This window comes from Flavisolibacter tropicus, assembly GCF_001644645.1.
GTDB lineage: Bacteria > Bacteroidota > Bacteroidia > Chitinophagales > Chitinophagaceae > Flavisolibacter > Flavisolibacter tropicus.
Genome location: NZ_CP011390.1, coordinates 1405410 through 1424480, shown reverse-complemented (window position 1 = coordinate 1424480; position 19071 = coordinate 1405410). Strand labels below are relative to the sequence as shown.

Below are 19071 nucleotides of genomic sequence, written 5' to 3'. Positions count from 1 at the left end.
AGAATAATAATTTATTTCTATCAAAGCCGCTACTGTACTCCATCTTTTCAGGGTTGGCATGTCTATACATTTCTCCGGTACAGTATTCCTGTATAGTTGGAAAAATACAATATGTTACTGGCGTTTTTATTACTACTCGTAGGACTGATTTGCTTCTGGTTGTTTTATAAATCGATTGACTTTTTTGAAAAAATATAATGCTATGATGACCGCTTTATTTATTCTCTCCATTCTGGTATTTATCTACCTCTGTTATGTGCTGATAAAACCTGAAAAATTTTAAAGACGAACCATTATGAACAAAGAATTGATTGGTGTATTTCTTACTTACGGCTTCACTTTGATATTAGCTATTCCGCTAGGAAAAGCTATTGCACGGTGGTTGCGTGGTGAAAAGTCGATATGGGATTTTATGGCTCCTTTAGAGAGTGCTATTTATCGCTTCTGCAGTATAGATCCCAATGATGAAATGAACTGGAAGCAGCATCTGAAGGCCATGCTGACCATAAACCTGGTTTGGTTTATTTATGGCTTTGTGCTATTGATCACACAGGGATCCCTGTTTTTAAACCCAGACGGCAACCCTTCCATGACTCCAGATCTGGCATTTAACACTGTCATCTCATTTATTGTTAACTGCAACCTGCAACATTACTCTGGTGAGACTGGCGTTACATACCTCACACAGATAGCAGCCATTGCCTTTTTTCAATTTGTTTCGGCAGCTACCGGTATTGCTGTTGTATTCATTTTATTTAAGGCCTTGCGCGATAAAGTAACTGATAAGTTAGGCAACTTTTGGGTGTTCTTTGTACAATCGATTACGCGACTCTTATTGCCTATTGCTTTTGTAATAGCTGTTATCCTGGCTTTTAATGGCACACCTACTTCTGCAGAAGGAAAAGACAGTATTGTAACGCTGCAAGGTGATAGTGTACAAGTAAGCCGTGGGCCTGCTGCTGGCATGATTGCTATTAAACACCTGGGCACAAATGGTGGTGGCTGGTTTGGGGCTAATTCCGCACATCCTCTTGAAAACCCCAATTACCTGACGAATACTGTTGAGCTGGTGGCACAGGTGCTTATTCCCATTGCACTGGTTTTTGCTCTTGGCTTTTATTTGCAACGCCGCAAGCTGGCTTATGTAATTTTTGGTGTCATGACAGTAGGCTTTCTTTGTCTGCTCATACCTACAATGGTTTCAGAAATAGGAGGCAGTCCAGCCATTGCAAAAATGGGCGTGCTTCAGCCTACCGGTGCCATGGAAGGTAAAGAAGTGCGGTTTGGTCCCGCCATCTCTGGCTATTGGAGTACGGTTACGACGATTATATCTACCGGCTCTGTTAACTCCATGCATGACAGTACCATGCCATTAACCGGCGCTATGCTATTGTTAGGAATGATGATAAACTCCTTTTATGGCGGATGTGGCGTAGGTATTCTCAACTATTTTATTTTTCTCATCATCGCCGTATTCATTTCAGGTCTGATGGTAGGCCGGACGCCAGAATTTTTAGGTCGTAAGATTGAGGCGAAGGAAATGAAAATAGCCTCCATCATTGCGTTGCTGCATCCATTAATTATCCTGGCATTTACAGCCCTGTCATCATATGTGTTGGTGCATAATCCGGAAGCGAATTGGGCGGTTAAGCCGGCCAGTTGGCTGAATAATCCAGGTTATCATGGCTTTAGTGAAATGCTCTATGAGTACACATCCAGTGCTGCTAACAATGGTAGTGGCTTTGAAGGCTTGGGAGATAACAATGTTTTCTGGAATGTAACCTGTGGCTTTGCGCTCATCCTAGGACGCTACCTACCTATCATTGGTCCTATTGCCATTGCAGGCTTGCTGGCACAGAAAAAATACATTCCGGAAAGTGCTGGCACTTTAAAGTCGGACAGCTACACATTTGGCCTGATGACCTTTGCCGTGATTGCCATTATTGCTGCCTTAGCCTTCTTCCCGGCACTAACCTTGGGACCATTGGCTGAATATTTCTCACTTTATTAAATCCGAACTAATTATGTCAATTCATAGAAGAAAAACGTATCGTTTGTTTGAGCCTGCACTGGTAAAAACTGCGCTCAAGCAATCCTTCATTAAACTCAATCCTCGATTGATGGTAAAGAACCCAGTGATGTTTACCGTCGAATTAGGTACTGTTGTAATGTTGCTAGTAGTAATTTATAGTTTAGCCACGGGGGATATTTCGGAAGGCCCGCTTTGGTACAATATAGCTGTATTTGTAGTTTTATTCCTAACGGTGTTGTTTGCCAATTTTGCTGAAGCCATAGCTGAAGCGAGAGGTAAAGCGCAGGCCGATTCCTTACGAAAAACCCGCCAGGATACACCCGCTAAAAAGATCTTTCCAGTTGGGGAAATGTATGTGGATGAAGTAAGAGAGGTTCATTCTTCCGAGTTACAATTGGAAGATTTGTTTGTGTGTGAAGCCGGCGATATCATTCCTATGGATGGTGAGATTGTAAAAGGAATCGCAACAATTGATGAAAGTGCCATTACAGGTGAGTCAGCGCCTGTGATCCGGGAAGCTGGTGGTGATAAATCCTCTGTAACCGGGGGTACAAAGGTCTTATCCGACAAGATTGTGGTAAAGGTGACCACGCAACCCGGTGAAACCTTCTTAGATAAAATGATTGCCTTGGTAGAAGGCGCTAACCGGCAAAAAACACCAAATGAGATTGCTCTCACTATTCTTCTGGCGGCCTTTACACTGGTCTTCATTATTGTATGTGTCACCTTGAAGCCGTTTGCCGATTATGCTAACACGCCAATTACCATAGCTGCTTTTATCTCTTTATTTGTTTGTTTGATTCCCACCACTATTGGTGGCTTACTAAGCGCCATTGGTATTGCCGGTATGGACCGGGCCTTACGCGCTAATGTGATTGCTAAAAGTGGTAAGGCAGTTGAAACGGCTGGCGACGTGGATACCTTGCTGTTAGATAAAACGGGTACAATTACTATTGGGAACCGTAAGGCTACTCATTTTTACCCGGCAAATGGCGTAGAAGAAACCGACTTTATTGAAATGGCAGCTTTAAGCTCATTGGCCGATGATACACCAGAAGGTAAGTCAATTATTGAGCTGGCTTCTAGTAAAGGCATTTCAAAATCAAAGCAGGAGTCCATGCACTTTGTTCAATTTACAGCCGAAACCAGGTGTAGTGGGGTAGATGTGCCTGATGGAAGTAAAATAAGAAAAGGGGCCTATGATACCATTAAAAATATGTGCTTAAAGGCAGGTAATGATTTTCCGCAGAAAATAGAGAACCGGGTTAAACTAATTGCCGAAAACGGTGGTACGCCGTTAGTGGTTGCTATGAATAAAAAGGTGCAAGGCGTTATTGAACTGCAGGATATTATTAAACCTGGTATACAAGAGCGGTTTGAGCGTTTGCGCAAGATGGGTGTAAAAACCGTTATGGTTACCGGTGATAATCCATTAACAGCTAAATATATTGCTGACAAAGCAGGCGTAGATGACTTCATTGCAGAAGCCAAGCCGGAGGATAAAATGAATTACATACGCAAGGAACAGCAAGGTGGCAAACTAGTAGCTATGATGGGTGATGGTACCAATGATGCACCTGCTCTGGCGCAGGCCGATGTAGGGGTAGCAATGAACAGTGGTACACAGGCTGCGAAAGAAGCTAGCAACATGGTAGATTTAGATAATGACCCAACTAAATTGATTGAGGTAGTGGAAATAGGAAAGCAGTTGCTGATCACCAGGGGTACGTTAACCACCTTCTCCATTGCCAATGATGTGGCCAAATACTTTGCAATTGTACCCGCTTTGTTTGTGGCTTCTATACCAGCTCTGCAAGGTTTGAACATTATGAACTTGCACAGTCCGGAAAGTGCCATTCTATCAGCCGTCATTTTTAATGCGATGATAATACCACTGTTGATCCCGTTGGCTTTACGAGGTGTTGCCTACAAACCTATTGGCGCTTCAGCCTTGCTTAGGCGAAACCTGTTGATCTATGGCGTTGGTGGCGTGATTGTTCCCTTTATTGGTATCAAATTGATTGACCTGATCATTGGATTATTCTTATAAAACAAGTGAATTGAATTGTATGAAAAAGTATTTATTGCCCTCTATAAAATTAACCCTGGTAATGCTGGTGCTTTGCTGCGGCATTTACTTTCTGCTTGTTGCCAGTGTGGGTAAACTAACGCCCGGCAATGGTGGCGGAGAAAAATTACGTGTAAATGAAAAAGTGGTTGGCTATGCCAACATTGGTCAAAAGTTTACAGAAGATCGCTATTTCTGGGGGCGCCCCTCTGCTGTTGACTACAATGCCACCGGATCTGCTGGTTCTAACAAAGGCCCTTCCAATACCGACTATATAAAGATGGTACAAGATAGGATTGATACTTTTTTGGTACACAATCCAAGTGTTACAAAAGAGCAAATTCCTGCAGAAATGGTAACGGCTTCAGGAAGCGGTCTCGATCCTAATATTTCTCCTGCGTCAGCCTATATTCAGGTAAAGCGCGTGGCCAAGGCGCGTGGCCTTCAAGAAGATAAAATAGCCGCTTTGGTTGACCAGCACATAAAGAAAAATCCCATTGGGCCAGATGTGATCAATGTGCTGAAACTCAACATAGCATTAGATGAATTAAAGAATGGCACTAAGTTTTAAATGGATGATATAGAAACAATGAAAATAAAACTAACAGCTGCAGCTATTGTTCTAGCAATGACAAGTACTGCACAAGACACAACAGTAGTAACTAAAGATAAAAGCACAAATCCACTTACAATTAGTGGACTTGTGGAAGGCTATTATAGTTATGATTTCAATAAGCCGGCAAACCATCAACGGCCGGCCTTCATTTATAGTCATAACCGGCACAATGAGTTCAATATAAACCTGGCTTTTTTAAAAGGCAGCTATACAACCGAAAGAGTAAGGGCTAATCTGACATTAGCTGCTGGCACCTATATGAACGCCAATTATGCCGCAGAGCCTGGCGTTTTAAAAAACATCTATGAAGCGGATGCGGGCTACAAACTAAGTAACATCCGTAACCTTTGGTTTGATATCGGAATCATGCCTTCACACATAGGTTGGGAGTCCGCACATGCACCCAGTTGCTGGACACTCACTCGCAGCATGGCTGCCGACAACTCGCCATATTATGAAACAGGTGCCAAGTTGACTTACATATCTAATAATGGTAAGTGGCTGGTAAGTGCATTAGCGTTAAATGGCTGGCAACGTATTCAACGGGTGGATAGTAATTCTTTAATGAGCTGGGGTACGCAAGTACAATTCAAACCTTCTGAAAAAATATTAATTAACTACAGCACATTCTTTGGAACAGACAAGCCCGATGTTGACCGCAAGTGGCGTTATTTTCATGATGTATTTGCTATCATGCAGTTCACAAACAAAATAGGTCTCATTGCAGGTTTTGACTATGGCAAAGAGCAAAAGGAAAAAGATGGCAATCAAAAATCAGATTGGTTTACCCCAGTAGGTATCCTGCGTTTTACACCAAATGAAAAATGCGCTATAGCCGCACGCGGCGAATATTATAGTGATAAAGATGGAGTAATCATCAGCACCGGCACCCCAAATGGATTTAAAACTGTTGGCTATTCTGTGAATGTAGATTATCTGCCTATGAAAAATGTGGCCATCCGAATGGAAGGAAGATTCCTCAAAAGCAAAGACAATATCTTTGAAAAAGAAGGAACACAGGTGAGCAGTAATAATGCAATTACATTTTCAACAGCTATTTCCTTTTAATGTTAGAAAAAAAGTATACACCCGAAGAGTGGTTGCAGCGCGTGCAACAAGCCGAGAACAACAAAGGCAAGCTCAAGGTATATATCGGCATGAGTGCAGGTGTGGGCAAATCCTACCGGATGTTGCAGGAAGCACACCAGCTACTAAAAAGCGGTGTAGACGTTCGCATTGGATACATAGAAACCCATGAACGTTTGGAAACAGCTGCTTTGGTAGAAGGACTGCCGGCTATACCCAGACGAGAAGTATTTTATAAAGGGAAAAAACTAGAAGAACTAGATGTACAAGCTATCTTATTGACGCGCCCCGATATTGTATTGATAGATGAATTAGCACATACCAATATACCCGGCTCTAAAAATGAAAAACGCTGGCAGGATGTATTAGAGGTATTAGCCGCCGGTATTAATGTTATCAGCGCTGTAAACATTCAGCACATTGAAAGCATTAATGAAGAGGTAAAACAGATCACCGGGGTTGAAGTACAGGAGCGTGTACCGGACAAGATCTTACAGGTAGCAGATGAAGTAGTAAATATTGATTTGCCGGCAGATGAATTGATAAGAAGGCTTCGGGAAGGGAAGATTTACGATTCGACTAAAATTCAACAAGCGCTTACTAATTTTTTTCAACCCGATAAGATTTTACAGCTTCGTGAACTCGCATTAAAAGAAGTGGCGGGCCAGGTTGAACGAAAAGTGGATTACTCCATTACCTACCAGAAAAATCCCTTCCGTCATGAGCGCTTTTTGGCCTGTATTTCCAGTAATCATGAAATGGCACAACGTATTATTCGTAAAACCGCACGATTAGCCTCCTACTACAACAGTCAGTGGTGCGTGCTTTATGTACAAACAGCAAGAGAGGCTCACGACAAAATTCCCTTGGACAAACAACGCCATTTAATTAATAACTTTAAGAATGCAACCGAATTGGGTGCAGAGATCATTCAAAAAAAAGGTGAGCATATTGCCGAAGCTATTATTCAAACCATTGAAGAAAAAATATCACAACGGTTTGTATAGGTAAGCCCCACCTTAAATTATGGCAGATCATACTAAAGACAAATGTTTTTAACCAGTTGTTGAAAACCCTTTCAAAAAACGATGTTGACCTCGTTATATTATCATAATGACCAGCAGTGTAAAAAATAAAATTCGCGCAGGTACCATCTTCCTTTTCCTCTTAGTCCTCCTCTCTGGGGGCTTTAGTATTTACTATTTGGTTAAGCTTCAATCCCAGTCCAAGAACATCCTTAAAGCCAATTACGAGTCACTTCAGTTTGCTTTGCAAATGCAGGTAGCCTTGGATAGTATCGAAAAGGGAAAGATTAACTACCTGGACACGTTTGATTTACTATTAAAAAAACAAGAAGCAAATATTACAGAACTTGGTGAGCCTGAAGCTACGCTACGACTAAGACGTGAGTTTGAAAGATTGAGGTATAGTAATGATTCAATTGTTAAAACAATTCGTTTTGGGTTACAGGAAATTCTTCGTTTGAATATGGTTGCCATTGACCGTAAAAGTGATGAAGCTGCGGCAGCTATTCAAAAAGCAATGACCTACCAAATAACAATCGTATCTATCATTTTTCTGGTGAGCTTTACGTTTGTTATAAATTTTCCTGGCATCATTACCGATCCTATTCGCCGATTTACTGAGGCGATCAAAGAAATTGCTCAAAAGAATTATAAGCATCGCATTCATATAGAATCAAAAGACGAATTTGGTGAGTTGGCTAATGCTTTCAATGAAATGGCTGAACGCCTGGAATATTTTGAAAGCAGCAACCTGAACAAACTCATATTTGAGAAAACCAGGGCAGAAGCCGTTATCAATAGTTTGAGAGATGCCAGTATAGGTATTGATAAAAACAATATTATTCTTTTTGCCAATAATCAAGCCTTACAATTGCTGGGATTAGAAGCAAAAGATGTTGTTGGTAAGGATGCGGCAAACGTACGTATGCGTAATGATTTATTTCGGTATCTACTGGAAGACAAAGGGAATACGCCCTTTAAAATTGTGGTTGACAATAGAGAGAACTATTATACCAAAGAAACGGTCGACGTAGTACAGGAAGGTTCTTCTAGTAAAGTGATCATTTTGAAAAACATTACTACGTTCAAAGAGCTTGATGCGGCTAAAACTAATTTTATTGCTACTGTTTCCCATGAGCTAAAAACACCATTGGCTTCTTCAGACTTTAGTTTAAAACTATTAGAAGATGAGCGGGTGGGTGCTATATCAAAAGAGCAAAAAGAGTTGATTCAAAATCTGAAAGCTGATAACCAACGGATGCTACGTATTTTAAGTGAGTTGCTAAATATGTCGCAGGTAGAAGCGGGTAAAATAAAACTACATGTGCAAATGATTCAGCCAGATGCTATAGTTAAAGGTTCCATACAGGCAATAGCAACGTCGGCAAAGGAAAAAAAAGTAGAAATATTTAAAGAGCTGGGAGATGACTTGCCAGCCTGCTATGCAGACGGCGATAAGATCACATGGGTGTTGAATAATTTTTTGACGAATGCTATCAAGTATTCACCAGCTGAAAGTAGAATCATTGTAGCTGTAATGGCTGCGGATGGAATGATTACCTTTTCTGTTAAAGATAATGGACCTGGAATCGAAGAGAAATACCTGAAACGCATTTTTGAGCGCTATTTTCAAGTGCCTGGCCGGTCAGATGCCAAAAGCTCCGGCATTGGCCTGGCTATTTGTAAAGAGTTTGTGGAGGCAATGGGTGGGAAGGTTTGGGTAAAAAGTGTTTTTGGTGAGGGTAGTACGTTTGGATTTCAAATCCCGATTGTTTAATCATAAAATGGGCAATATTCGTATTAATCAAATGCAACTGTTTTGTAGCACACTTCAATCCCTTGATATAAAACATAAGTAGCTTAGAGTGTAAAGGTGCTAAAAGGCAAATGATCTTTACAGGTAAGTGTGATCCGTAAGTCTTAGCTTTGTTTAAGTATTTTAAACAAAGTCCCTTTGGCGCTGCAAAGCTCTTGCACTTAACTTTTTTTCAAATCAATTACCAGCAGGGTAATTGTTCTCTAATGCCCAGCGCAATAAGGCATTATTTTCATCTTTCAATTCCAACTTTCGACAGATCTTGTGGCGGTGGTTTTTTATGGTGTAGGGGCTAAGGTGCAAATCGGCTGCAATTTCTTTAGTCGTTTTTTGTTCCCTGATTAGTTGCAATATACGCAGTTCTGTTTCGTTCAGTAATGCATCAGGGGCTTCTGGTTTTTTACCTGACTGTGGTTGGTTTTGAATCTTGGGGAGCACTAGTTGTATACCCGCATATAACTGCGCTTCATCAATTGGTTTGATCAGGTAGTTGGCTGGGTTAGTTGCAGATGCTTTTTCAATGATGGGGCGACTTTGGTAGGAGGTAATGTAGATCACCTCAAAGTAATACTGCTGGCGTAGTTCGGTTACCAACGTAATACCGGTTAATTCTTCCTCCAGGTGAATATCGCAAAGCAACAAATGTGGTTGAAAGTTTTCCATAGCCACTTGTGCTTCCTTAGCAGACAAGGCAATCTGAGTGGTACAGGAAAAGTTGGTCTTTAGTTGTTGCTCAATAAACCGGGCAATGATGATTTCGTCTTCAACAATTAATATTCGTAGTGTCACCGGTAGGAATTTTAAATATTATGCAGGATCGTGATGTAAACTTACTGCATCTTGTTTTATGGCAATGCTTAAGCCGGTATTGCAATTGTATAAGCCAATCCGTGTTCTCCATTTGTACATACGTTTCCATTGAGTTGTCGGGTTAGGTCTTTGATCAGCGATAACCCCATGGAAGAAGCGTGTGTTGTTTCTTTAGGTTGAATCCCAATACCGTTATCAGCATATACTAATTGAATATGGCCAGTAGCTGACAGAGAAATGGAAATAGAAATACAGGGGTCCGAAATGTTAGGAAATGCGTACTTATAAGAGTTTGTGAGCATTTCTGTCAGAATCAATCCCAGTGATAACACTTGGTGGGAAGGCAGCTCAATAGCGGAGGCAATGTTTTGCTGCAGTTTTACTCTCCTGGGCCGGTCATAAATGTCCTGCAGATGTCTGGTTAGCTCTATAACCAGGGAGGCCAGGCTTACTTGGCTAGTGTCCTCAATGTAATCTAGCTTTTGGTTGACAAGCATCATGGCTTTTATACGGGCTAGGTTACTTTTAAGCATATGGCTGGCCGTTGCATCGCTTACATGGGGCAGCTGCAGGCTGTTTAGGCTGTACAGCAGCTGGAGGTTGTTTTTCACGCGGTGGCTCAATTCATTGATCAGTGTTTCAATGGTGGCATTGCGCTTAGCCAGCAAGTCGGCCTGCTCTTGAAGCAGCTGGTTAGATTGAAATAACGCTTCTGTTCGTTCAGTTACCTTATTTTCTAATAAAATGTTTTGTTCCTTCTGCAACTGTGTTAGTTGATGTAATACAGCCAGCTTGTCGATCTCGTGTTGGCGCAGGGCCTCTTTCAGTCCCGTGGAAAAGAGTAGGAATATGGCCAACGAGGTAAAGTTAGATACATAAGGCGCTATCAACAGCGCCCGCTCTTTAATGATAGCTGAACTTAAGGTGACAAAGAGGCCTGCTGCTACAAATAGTACAATACCATAATACAAGTACTTCTGGGCTCTGTCTAGCCTACGATAGCAACAAGCAATCAGGAAAACAACAAACGTAAATGGAAAAACAAAAGCCCAAAGGTTGATGGTATTGGCAAGATTAAAATTGCCGGTAAAATAATTGATACACACACCACTGGTTGAAACCAATAGTAAAGCAGCAATGCAAAGCTGGCCAAAACGGTAAATGGTGGGATTATACTTCGGCAGCTGCCAGAAATCAACGATCAATAAATAAAATCCTAAAAGTCCCAGGTGTAGGAAAGGACCATTAAAGAGCCAACCTGTAGTTGGGTTTTCTGGCAAAAACCAGTCAATAAAATATCGCCCCGAGCAAAGGCCATACAGGCTAACGCCTGCAATGAACAACCCTAGCCAAAGGTAGGGTCGGTAGCGGCTAACCCACCAGGAAATCAGGGTATAGATCAGGAAAATAGCTACGGCTCCCTGAGACCAGGTATCTGCCCGCTCGCGGGTGTGGGTATCCTCCATAAACTGCTCCTGGTCTTGTAAGGTAAAATCAAAAAAGGGGCGATAACCTTTTGTGTGATTGACACGAAGTAGTAATGTATAGGTTTGCCCAGCCTGCAGTGGTAGCCGAAAATGAAAGCGACTATCGCCTGGCTCCAGTTGAGAGCGGGGCCGGAAGGCTCCAGCCTGGTGATGCCAAATTAGTTGGCCTGCATTGTACAGATAGGCATCTACGAAAGTGAGATGGTTAAACCGTAGCACCATGGATGGGTCTATAGCCCCAGAATAGGACAGGTTAACCTTCAGCCAATACACACTTGTGGGAGATGAATAAGACAGGTTGTTTAAAGGAGAAAAGGATTCTGGATGTTGAATAACCCCTTGAACGTTAGTCTTACCAGTTAGATCTTCCCAGGCAGAAAAGTAGGGCTGTAAGGGAAGTTGAGTAAAGCTTTTTTCGGAAAGTGTAATAGTCTCAGCACGACCTGAAACTGTGATCAGGCAAAGTACTATTACAAAGCCCCATTGTTTAAAGGATAGTGGACGTGGAAACACGGCAGCAAAGGTGCAACACTTAGTATTATTATTTAATAAGAAAATCCACCTAGGATGTTAAAGTAGGACCCCGGGTTCTATTTTCTAAGGAATGGGGTAGGGCTAAATTCGCATGGCAAATATTTCTCAAGTTTTATTTACATGAACATTGTCGCTACTCATAATCATTCCCAGGAAGTAAGGGATTTATGCCATCAAATTAGCACCTTGGAGGAGCAGTTTGTTGAGCAGTTTATTGGAGATGGTGACCGTTCTTTACTGAAAAAGATCCATGTACAGATAAAAGTACTGAAAATGGAACTGCAGTATAAGGAAAGCAATATTCAATAAGTTGTATACCCTAATGGCTCAACACCATCAGTTTTGGCCACATGAATCGCTGGCTGCTGCGCTCTTTTAAATAGCAGTAGCTAAGCAAAATCCAATCCTATTCATTATAGCTGACTGTTTCCAAATTGGAAGTTAGTACGAGCCCTTTAATTGTTAGAACGCTGTGTCTTATGAATAGAAATACTTTTCCATTCATAAGACCTGCGTAAGGGTAATAAAGTGGTTCCTTCTGATCGCTGGAAATTAGAATTTTGATCTCTCTATTCGGATTTCGCTATTTTACTTTTTCGGATTTTCCTCTTCCCGATATTTGTAGCCTGTATTTACTTCATCAATCCAGAACTATGTTAACATTCAATCTGAAATATTTCTTCTTTGCTCTTGTTCTCTTTATCATAGAAGTGCTGATTGCTTTGTTTGTCCACGACCATTTTGTAAGGCCATACGTTGGAGACTACCTGGTAGTTATATTGATTTATTGTGCTGTGCGAACATTTGTCAATGCTTCTACATGGAAGATAGCATTTGGGGTATTGCTGTTTGCTTACGCCATAGAGGTATTACAATACTTTAGAATAGTAGATAGACTGGGACTGACAGGTAATACGATGGCGAAAATTGTTATCGGCTATGGGTTTGAGTGGTGGGATATGTTGGCCTATACCCTTGGAGTTGCCACTATATTGCTGTTGGAGCGACCAAAAAAGCTTGTTTCATCAAAGGTATACGTCTAAGGCTTGGACTATTATTCTTATTTGTTTGTTGCCAAGGTTAGTGTTTGAGACATTATTCAGTGTTTATAAATACCATTGAAAAAGCAAGACGATTTACCGTAAGTTAGCTATCTTACTACTATTGTTAGTTGGGCCTGCTACGTCGTTTCAACTACACCATCGAGGATTTTAAATCATCAAGATTTCTGGTCATGATTACACCCAAATGCACAGTTTCGTACGCTTTATTGCAGAAAGTAATTGGCTACTTGGGTTCTATACTATTGGTGGCATTTTGTTTTTTACCACTTCATCCCCATCTTCAGGAACAAATAACTATCGATGGTAAACCCTGTGGTATACATGGCAATGCTAAAAAAGAAGATGCTTATGCATTGAATGCGTTTAAAAACCGATACAACTCACCAGCCATTAGCGATTTTGATACGACTATTACACTGGCAGCACTAATGAAGAGCGGTGACCCTAACCAGTATTCGCAAAATAAAGCGGCTGTTTTGCGCGGTTATGTTTACGATGTAAAAATGGGAGGTGTAGAAACCTGTAATTGTAAAACCAAAGACCCGCAGTTTCGCGATACACATATTGAACTGGTTCTGGATGACGCATATACGGATGCCGCCTATCGCGTAATTGCAGAGGTAACGCCAAGGCTACGTGCTAAGATGAAAGAAAAGGGAGAAGACTGGTCTACGGCTGCCCTGCGTAGAGCGATTAAGGGGAAGTGGGTAGAACTGGCCGGCTGGCTGACCTATGATGTGGAGCATGAAACAGCGGCCTATGCCAATGATCCTGATGATGCAATTGGTCAGCGAAACTGGCGTGCTACTGCCTGGGAAGTGCATCCTATTACTTATCTGAAAATAATAGAAAAGGGGGGCAGCAGTTCTCTAGCAACTATTGTGAATGAGCAAGGTGGCACCCGTGAAAGGAATGTTGTTCCTGAACAGACATCAAAAGGAACAGGTAGACCATCTTGGCTAGTGCCTGTGATTGTGATCTTGCTGGTTTTAGTGATCGCCTATTTTTTATTGAAGAAGAAACTTGGGTAAAGCTTTTTTATAGTTTAGTGCGTTTCATTACGCGGATGACATTTTCCTTAAAGTTCTCATCAAACTCCTGGTCAAATTGCCATACATTTTTTTCGGGGTGAAGGACATTGAATTGTTGAGGAGCCTCTTTATCAGGCGGAGCGCTTTTTAGCTGAAATTGAAAAGTCTGCTTGTCTTCTGAAGTAATGCTATATAAAAACAAGCCGCCCTGGTAAAAGACTGATAGTTGGAAGTGCATATATAAAGTTAATTAATTGCCGTTTGTTGTTATTATAAGTCGTCGATTATTAAAACAGTGCAACAGATTTATTCTATTTTTAGTTTTCTATAAAGCCAATACGTTTTGCAAGCTATCTCAGATAAACAAAAACTAATTCTATTCCTTTTATACTGCGATCCGGGTATTAAGGATATCAAATCCATGGTAAATGTGTACGAAAGAGCAGACTATCCATTCCTGCTAGGCGAGAACCTGAAAGTACTTTTTGACTTGCAATTGGTGTGGGTAACACAATATATGGACAATGATACACCGGTTCTCTTTGAACTAACAGATGCCGGGCGTGCATATGTTAATGAGCATATTGAAAAGAATGCGCTTTTTGAATTTATCAAAACACTTCAAGCACCTGATTTTATTCTGGAGGTGACCCAGTCTTGTTTTGATAAACTGTCATCGAATTAAAGCAATAAACAAAACCTAGCAGCATATGGATGCAGCTTTCCAAACCGTAGATGAATACATAAACTCTTTCCCTCAAGAAACGCAAGAATTGTTGAAACAGATTCGTGTGGTTATAAAATCAAATGCTCCTGAAGCTGTGGAGGGAATAGGTTATGGAATGCCGGCCTACAAGATGAATGGAAAACCCTTGGTTTATTTTGCAGGTTATAAAAAGCATATTGGATTTTATGCTACTCCTACAGGACATGCTGCCTTTGCTGACGAATTATCTAAATATAAGCAGGGGAAAGGCTCTGTGCAGTTTTCATTGGATAAACCAATTCCTTTCGATTTAATAAAACGAATTGTTGTATTTCGGGTTAAAGAAAATGCTGCAAAGACAAAAAAGAGCTAGCATTATATAGCTGGGAAAAGCGTCTAAAAGCAAACCCTAATGGTTGTCGGTCCAATACAGCCGAGCGAAAACATTAGGGTTATGATAGCCTTTCAAGCCATACAAAGTTACCTCATTAAAAAGATGGTTTGAATAGCCAACTTCATGTACAAAAGTTTTTGTGAACCTTTACAATTGAAACCACTATTGTCTGTTTTTTATATCTTGTCCGCCTTATTGCTATACTACAAAACCAAACTAATGCTTATTATTAAACGATTTGTACCCATTCTTGGCTTCTTTCTTTCGGGTTGTATTGTAGTTCCTACCTATACAGGGCGGGTTTCTTTACAGCCAACCAATTACAGCGAACAAGAAGTAGATATTACTAATGTTTTGTTGGTAGGTACTGGGCCTATTGCGTCCAGAATGTTTTTGGATAATCTTTCTTCAAAGATGATGGAAACGTTTAAACGCAAAGGTGTGTCCTCTGAATTTTCATACATTGGTAAAGTGCCGCAATTGGCAAATTTGAAACTGGATAGTTTGGTTACAGCTCCATTTGATGCCTGCCTGGTATTTAAAGCTTCTGACGATGTGTATTTGAACATGACTAAGGTGAAGTATACAGGGGTGGCCATTACAGGCGCTACCGTAGCGGGTTATGGTAATCAATATAAAGATAAATATACTGTCAGCCTATATACAAAGAAGGAGGGCATGCAATTAGTTTGGCAAGGTGATTTAAAAGTGGATTTTGACCTTGCCGAAGACAGTCGCTATAATCAGATTTCAAATCTTATTTTTAAGGAATTGAGTAAGAAGCGTATTCTTCCTTAATGAGATTTCCTTGGCCTGTATGTGAAGCTGGAAATGGTGCTTATTTTTCTAATTATTTTAATTTCTTGATCGCGCTACTTATGAAACTGACAGCTTTACGTCCTATGTTATGGACCAATGATCTACGAGGAACTATTGATTTTTATTGCAACTTATTGGGCTTTCAATTAGGTGAAAAAAATGATGCCTGGGGGTGGGCCGCTTTGATTAAAGATGATGTTGAAATTATGCTGGCTAAGCCTAATGCGCATACTCCATTTGACGGTCCGGTGTTTACAGGAAGTTTTTATTTTAATACAGATAATGTAGATCAGCTTTGGGAAAGTGTAAAGGATAAGGCGAATGTTTGCTATGAGCCTGAAGATTTTGAATGGGAGATGCGGGAATTTGCTATTTATGATAATAATGGCTACTTGTTGCAGTTTGGACAGGATCTGGCAACAATGCGGTCCGCGGATTAGCAAGTTTTAAGAAAAAGAATGTCTGATTTGGGCCGCGGATTAATTGGTAGGATGGACAGGATTACGTGTTTTAGTATTTGAACCTGACTTTTTTCATGGGACGGACTTTTGCATCTCAATGAAAATGCATCCTTTAATTTTCTCTGTGCCTCTCTGTGTACTTTGTGCCTCCGTGGTTCCGGCAGCGCAGCTGCTTACTCACCATTCACCATTCACAGCTCAACACGCTACTCATCGTACGACTTACGCTTAAAGTCTCCCCGTTTCCAGGCCTTGATAAACTCCGCCCAGGCAGCAGGGTTAAAGATGTTTTGAGGAGGCACCTGGCCATAATAAGTTGCTTTGTTGGCCATATTTCGGAACTGTAAAGCTGTAGCTCCAGCGCCATCTGAAGGCACCGATTGCATAAGAACGCGACGTTTGGCTACGCTGTTGTTTTGTCTGGCTACTTCAATATCATCGTCAGGTACTTTGGTTTTAACAAAATCTCGCTCAAACTGTTGTGGGGTAGGACGGGGGCGAATGATCGTAGCTGGCAGGTAGACGGTATCTTCTACCATTAGTTGAACTATACTTTGTTGTGAACCCTTTAGGTCGCGTGGAATCGTGACAACCTTTGTCTTATAACTTACGTGGGTGAACTCAATTTCGTCGCCTTTTAAGACAACAATGGAAAAGACCCCCTGGTTATTGGTCATGGTACCCCGGTTGGAGCCTTTTACGGTAACACTTACCGCTGGTATGCCCACCAGGCTGTCGGCTGTCATTACAATCCCATAGAGCTGCACCACCGAGTCTTTAACTGTTTCAAATTGAGCATTAGCCTTTAAAGCGCCAAACAAAACCAAAAGCAATATGGGTAGAAATCTTTTCATTCGTTGATCGTTGTCAATAGGGCGGATAGCCTGATTGGTATCCCGAATTTACGGGTAACCTCTTTCAAAAATAACTCAACACTTTTTATATCTCTTAAAATGCTTAACTGTTTGCTCGTAACTTTGCCACTTCATTAACAAATACCACCATGACAAATGATGATGTGCTGAAAGCCCTCAGTAGTGTACAGGAGCCAGACTTAGGGAAGGACCTGGTGACACTAAATATGGTTCGCGATATTGAGATTGATGGCAATTACGTGTCGTTCACCGTTGTATTGACAACTCCAGCCTGCCCCTTGAAAGATAAAATCAAGAAAGACTGCGTGGATGCTATCAAATCCACTTTAAATAATAATGCTGTAGTAAACGTAAAGTTTACTTCCAGCACCACTACTATCCGTACGGATAAAAATACAGCCCTGCCTGGCGTGAAAAACGTTATTGCCGTAGTTTCAGGTAAAGGTGGTGTAGGAAAGAGTACCGTATCGGCCAACTTGGCCCTGGCTTTAGCTCAAGGCGGCGCAAAGGTAGGTTTGATGGATGCCGACATTTACGGACCTAGCGTACCCATTATGTTTGGCGTACGTGGCGAGCGTCCCATGATGACCGAAGTCAACGGTAAGGGGATGATTATTCCACTAGACCGCTACGATATGAAACTGTTGAGTATTGGTTTGCTGGTAGATGAAAAGGCTGCTGTAGTGTGGAGAGGTCCTATGGTTAGCAGTGCTGTCCGCCAGTTTATTACTGATGTGCAATGGGGTGAACTAGACTACCTGGTCATAGACATGCCGCCTGGCACTGGTGATATTCACTTAACACTAATGCAAACAGCTCCGGTTACAGGTGTGGTAGTGGTTACAACGCCACAGGACGTGGCCTTGGCCGATGCCAAGAAGGGTATAGCCATGTTTGGCCAGGCCCAGCTGAATGTGCCGATTATTGGGTTGGTAGAGAATATGAGTTACTTTACGCCAGCCGAGCTGCCTGACAGTAAATACTACATCTTCGGAAAAGAAGGCGGTAAGCGCTTAGCTGAAGAATATGACCTGCCTTTCCTTGGACAAATTCCTTTGGTACAAAGTATCCGAGAAGGCGGTGATATTGGAGTGCCTATCATGATGAGCGATGATGAGATCACCAAGCAAGCCTTTGCGGAGTTTGCTGGTGCCGTAGCCCGAAGCGTTTCTATGCGGAATGCGCATATGAAGAGCGAGGAAATTGCTGAGGTAGTGGAGGAATAGAGCTAGGAGATAAAAGAGCGCAAGGAAGGATGAGGAAGAAGAGAGAGAATGTTCAATAATGAATAATTAACTATAGAATAGTGAGACATAAAAATGTCTAGCTGTTTAACGAAATACCCCGGAGAGATCCGGGGTATTTTTATATCAATAATAATGGTTGTAACGTTCTGGTACAAGTGTAAAATAGTTCTTTGTATTACTGTGTTTTTCTATGTGACTTTAAATAGAGGTCGTGATCAATATTTACGTTCTCTTTAGTCTAATTGATTCTCGGTTTTTGCGTATTCATGCAAGTACATACTACTACCTAAAAGGGCTTCTGATACTTTCGCGAACAATTAAAACTACTGTTCATTTATGAAAAGATTAATCCTTGCCCTATTGTTAATTCCTGCATTGGTAAAAGCTCAAAACACCGAACTTCCATTAGTAAATGGTGAAGTGAGTTATGAAAAAGTAATCACGTTAAACGATGCAACCAAAAGTCAGATCCATGGTTATGCCAGAGCATGGTATGATACGTATGTTAGAAACTGGTCAACTTCTACAAAAAAAGTAGACGATTCAAACGCTGGTCAATTTGCTATCAAATCAATGAAGAAGGCTTCTTATAAAGGAATGTTGGGTGCAGATAAAGAAATGGAAATAGAATACCTGGTAACAATTCTGTCTAAGGATGGTAAAGCTAAAATCATCTTAAATGGCGTTAAAGTAATTGATCCATCTATCCGTAATGGTAATTACTCTACTTTAAGCCCAGATGTGGATTTGGTAAAAACTAATGAGCAAGCTAAAAACGGTAAAAAAGAAGCTGTAAAGATCGTCGACATGGTAAATACCGAAATGACCAATTTGTTTAATAGCATTGAAAAAGCAATGACGGCTAATAACTTCTAATGCCGATTCAATTAGAGAATATTGCATCGAATATTTGGAATTTGTTCCTGTCATTCGATTCTCGATATTTTATTTTTCGGATTTCCCTTTCTAGGCTCCAATTGAAAATAGTATGATTCATACT

Annotated in this window: 20 protein-coding genes; 16 read left to right on the top strand and 4 right to left on the bottom strand. The window is 41.1% G+C overall.

Annotated features, from left to right (window positions below):
* Positions 1 to 202 precede the first annotated feature (202 nt).
* From kdpF to SY85_RS05855, 7 genes are all read left to right on the top strand, one after another.
* Positions 203 to 283, top strand: coding sequence for a K(+)-transporting ATPase subunit F (kdpF, locus tag SY85_RS25000; protein ID WP_071890938.1), 81 nt, complete (start codon positions 203 to 205; stop codon positions 281 to 283).
* A 12-nt stretch (positions 284 to 295) separates the two neighbouring features.
* Positions 296 to 2011, top strand: coding sequence for a potassium-transporting ATPase subunit KdpA (kdpA, locus tag SY85_RS05880; protein ID WP_066402382.1), 1716 nt, complete (start codon positions 296 to 298; stop codon positions 2009 to 2011).
* 13 nt (positions 2012 to 2024) lie between these two features.
* Positions 2025 to 4082 carry a potassium-transporting ATPase subunit KdpB gene (kdpB, locus tag SY85_RS05875; protein WP_066402381.1) on the top strand — a complete coding sequence of 686 codons (2058 nt, stop codon included), beginning with the start codon at positions 2025 to 2027 and terminating at the stop codon, positions 4080 to 4082.
* Positions 4083 to 4101: 19 nt separating this feature from the next.
* Positions 4102 to 4671 carry a K(+)-transporting ATPase subunit C gene (locus tag SY85_RS05870; RefSeq protein WP_066402379.1) on the top strand — a complete coding sequence of 190 codons (570 nt, stop codon included), beginning with the start codon at positions 4102 to 4104 and terminating at the stop codon, positions 4669 to 4671.
* An 18-nt stretch (positions 4672 to 4689) separates the two neighbouring features.
* Positions 4690 to 5784: a porin gene (locus SY85_RS05865; protein WP_082886708.1), complete on the top strand. Its 1095-nt coding sequence runs from the start codon at positions 4690 to 4692 to the stop codon at positions 5782 to 5784.
* Entirely contained in the window at positions 5784 to 6809 is a 1026-nt protein-coding gene (locus SY85_RS05860) for a sensor protein KdpD (RefSeq protein ID WP_226999019.1), read from the top strand. Before SY85_RS05865 ends, SY85_RS05860 begins: the two co-directional genes overlap by 1 nt.
* 106 nt (positions 6810 to 6915) lie before the next feature.
* Positions 6916 to 8604 (top strand): HAMP domain-containing sensor histidine kinase, encoded by a 1689-nt coding sequence (locus SY85_RS05855; protein ID WP_066402377.1) that lies wholly within the window; start codon positions 6916 to 6918, stop codon positions 8602 to 8604.
* A gap of 216 nt (positions 8605 to 8820) precedes the next feature.
* On the opposite strand, the gene SY85_RS05850 is transcribed toward SY85_RS05855, so the two are convergent.
* Positions 8821 to 9432, bottom strand: coding sequence for a response regulator transcription factor (locus tag SY85_RS05850; RefSeq protein ID WP_066402375.1), 612 nt, complete (start codon positions 9430 to 9432; stop codon positions 8821 to 8823).
* Positions 9433 to 9500: 68 nt separating this feature from the next.
* Positions 9501 to 11453, bottom strand: coding sequence for a 7TM diverse intracellular signaling domain-containing protein (locus tag SY85_RS05845; protein WP_066402373.1), 1953 nt, complete (start codon positions 11451 to 11453; stop codon positions 9501 to 9503).
* A gap of 141 nt (positions 11454 to 11594) precedes the next feature.
* On the opposite strand from SY85_RS05845, the gene SY85_RS05840 reads away from it, so the two are divergent.
* The 3 genes from SY85_RS05840 (at position 11595) to SY85_RS05830 (ending at position 13569) form a co-directional block, all read left to right on the top strand.
* Positions 11595 to 11783, top strand: coding sequence for a hypothetical protein (locus tag SY85_RS05840; protein ID WP_066402371.1), 189 nt, complete (start codon positions 11595 to 11597; stop codon positions 11781 to 11783).
* A gap of 344 nt (positions 11784 to 12127) precedes the next feature.
* A complete protein-coding gene (locus tag SY85_RS05835) occupies positions 12128 to 12517 on the top strand; it encodes a ribosomal maturation YjgA family protein (protein WP_066402369.1) in 390 nt (129 codons plus the stop codon).
* A gap of 191 nt (positions 12518 to 12708) precedes the next feature.
* Positions 12709 to 13569 carry a hypothetical protein gene (locus SY85_RS05830; RefSeq protein ID WP_066402367.1) on the top strand — a complete coding sequence of 287 codons (861 nt, stop codon included), beginning with the start codon at positions 12709 to 12711 and terminating at the stop codon, positions 13567 to 13569.
* Positions 13570 to 13576: 7 nt separating this feature from the next.
* On the opposite strand, the gene SY85_RS05825 is transcribed toward SY85_RS05830, so the two are convergent.
* Complete coding sequence (locus tag SY85_RS05825; RefSeq protein ID WP_066402365.1) at positions 13577 to 13807, bottom strand: hypothetical protein; 231 nt, start codon at positions 13805 to 13807, stop codon at positions 13577 to 13579.
* A gap of 105 nt (positions 13808 to 13912) precedes the next feature.
* On the opposite strand from SY85_RS05825, the gene SY85_RS05820 reads away from it, so the two are divergent.
* The 4 genes from SY85_RS05820 (at position 13913) to SY85_RS05805 (ending at position 15928) form a co-directional block, all read left to right on the top strand.
* Positions 13913 to 14254, top strand: a complete 342-nt coding sequence (locus SY85_RS05820; RefSeq protein ID WP_066402363.1) for a hypothetical protein — start codon at positions 13913 to 13915, stop codon at positions 14252 to 14254.
* 25 nt (positions 14255 to 14279) lie between these two features.
* On the top strand, positions 14280 to 14648 hold the full coding sequence (locus SY85_RS05815) for an iron chaperone (RefSeq protein ID WP_066402361.1): 369 nt from the start codon (positions 14280 to 14282) through the stop codon (positions 14646 to 14648).
* 240 nt (positions 14649 to 14888) lie between these two features.
* The gene (locus SY85_RS05810) at positions 14889 to 15467 is read left to right on the top strand and encodes a hypothetical protein (protein ID WP_148661122.1); all 579 of its coding nucleotides are present in this window, start codon (positions 14889 to 14891) and stop codon (positions 15465 to 15467) included.
* Between the two features lie 80 nt (positions 15468 to 15547).
* Entirely contained in the window at positions 15548 to 15928 is a 381-nt protein-coding gene (locus tag SY85_RS05805; protein ID WP_066409419.1) for a VOC family protein, read from the top strand.
* Between the two features lie 227 nt (positions 15929 to 16155).
* Here SY85_RS05805 and SY85_RS05800 read toward each other — a convergent pair whose 3' ends face one another.
* A complete protein-coding gene (locus SY85_RS05800) occupies positions 16156 to 16803 on the bottom strand; it encodes a carboxypeptidase-like regulatory domain-containing protein (protein ID WP_066402359.1) in 648 nt (215 codons plus the stop codon).
* A 149-nt stretch (positions 16804 to 16952) separates the two neighbouring features.
* Between SY85_RS05800 and SY85_RS05795 the strand changes: the two genes are divergently transcribed.
* Both SY85_RS05795 and SY85_RS05790 read left to right on the top strand, forming a co-directional pair.
* The gene (locus tag SY85_RS05795; RefSeq protein WP_066402358.1) at positions 16953 to 18050 is read left to right on the top strand and encodes an Mrp/NBP35 family ATP-binding protein; all 1098 of its coding nucleotides are present in this window, start codon (positions 16953 to 16955) and stop codon (positions 18048 to 18050) included.
* A gap of 357 nt (positions 18051 to 18407) precedes the next feature.
* Entirely contained in the window at positions 18408 to 18947 is a 540-nt protein-coding gene (locus SY85_RS05790; RefSeq protein WP_066402356.1) for a DUF4468 domain-containing protein, read from the top strand.
* Positions 18948 to 19071: the final 124 nt, after the last annotated feature.

Excerpts from the sequence above, each read along its gene's own strand:
- SY85_RS05855 (WP_066402377.1), top strand. The coding sequence starts at position 6,916 with ATGACCAGCAGTGTAAAAAATAAAATTCGCGCAGGTACCATCTTCCTT.
- SY85_RS05795 (WP_066402358.1), top strand. The coding sequence starts at position 16,953 with ATGACAAATGATGATGTGCTGAAAGCCCTCAGTAGTGTACAGGAGCCA.
- SY85_RS05870 (WP_066402379.1), top strand. The coding sequence starts at position 4,102 with ATGAAAAAGTATTTATTGCCCTCTATAAAATTAACCCTGGTAATGCTG.
- SY85_RS05860 (WP_226999019.1), top strand. The coding sequence starts at position 5,784 with ATGTTAGAAAAAAAGTATACACCCGAAGAGTGGTTGCAGCGCGTGCAA.
- SY85_RS05815 (WP_066402361.1), top strand. The coding sequence starts at position 14,280 with ATGGATGCAGCTTTCCAAACCGTAGATGAATACATAAACTCTTTCCCT.
- SY85_RS05830 (WP_066402367.1), top strand. The coding sequence starts at position 12,709 with ATGATTACACCCAAATGCACAGTTTCGTACGCTTTATTGCAGAAAGTA.
- SY85_RS05865 (WP_082886708.1), top strand. The coding sequence starts at position 4,690 with ATGAAAATAAAACTAACAGCTGCAGCTATTGTTCTAGCAATGACAAGT.
- SY85_RS05840 (WP_066402371.1), top strand. The coding sequence starts at position 11,595 with ATGAACATTGTCGCTACTCATAATCATTCCCAGGAAGTAAGGGATTTA.
- SY85_RS05800 (WP_066402359.1), bottom strand. The coding sequence starts at position 16,803 with ATGAAAAGATTTCTACCCATATTGCTTTTGGTTTTGTTTGGCGCTTTA.
- kdpF (WP_071890938.1), top strand. The coding sequence starts at position 203 with ATGATGACCGCTTTATTTATTCTCTCCATTCTGGTATTTATCTACCTC.
- SY85_RS05805 (WP_066409419.1), top strand. The coding sequence starts at position 15,548 with ATGAAACTGACAGCTTTACGTCCTATGTTATGGACCAATGATCTACGA.
- kdpA (WP_066402382.1), top strand. The coding sequence starts at position 296 with ATGAACAAAGAATTGATTGGTGTATTTCTTACTTACGGCTTCACTTTG.
- SY85_RS05825 (WP_066402365.1), bottom strand. The coding sequence starts at position 13,807 with ATGCACTTCCAACTATCAGTCTTTTACCAGGGCGGCTTGTTTTTATAT.
- SY85_RS05790 (WP_066402356.1), top strand. The coding sequence starts at position 18,408 with ATGAAAAGATTAATCCTTGCCCTATTGTTAATTCCTGCATTGGTAAAA.
- SY85_RS05835 (WP_066402369.1), top strand. The coding sequence starts at position 12,128 with ATGTTAACATTCAATCTGAAATATTTCTTCTTTGCTCTTGTTCTCTTT.
- SY85_RS05810 (WP_148661122.1), top strand. The coding sequence starts at position 14,889 with ATGCTTATTATTAAACGATTTGTACCCATTCTTGGCTTCTTTCTTTCG.
- kdpB (WP_066402381.1), top strand. The coding sequence starts at position 2,025 with ATGTCAATTCATAGAAGAAAAACGTATCGTTTGTTTGAGCCTGCACTG.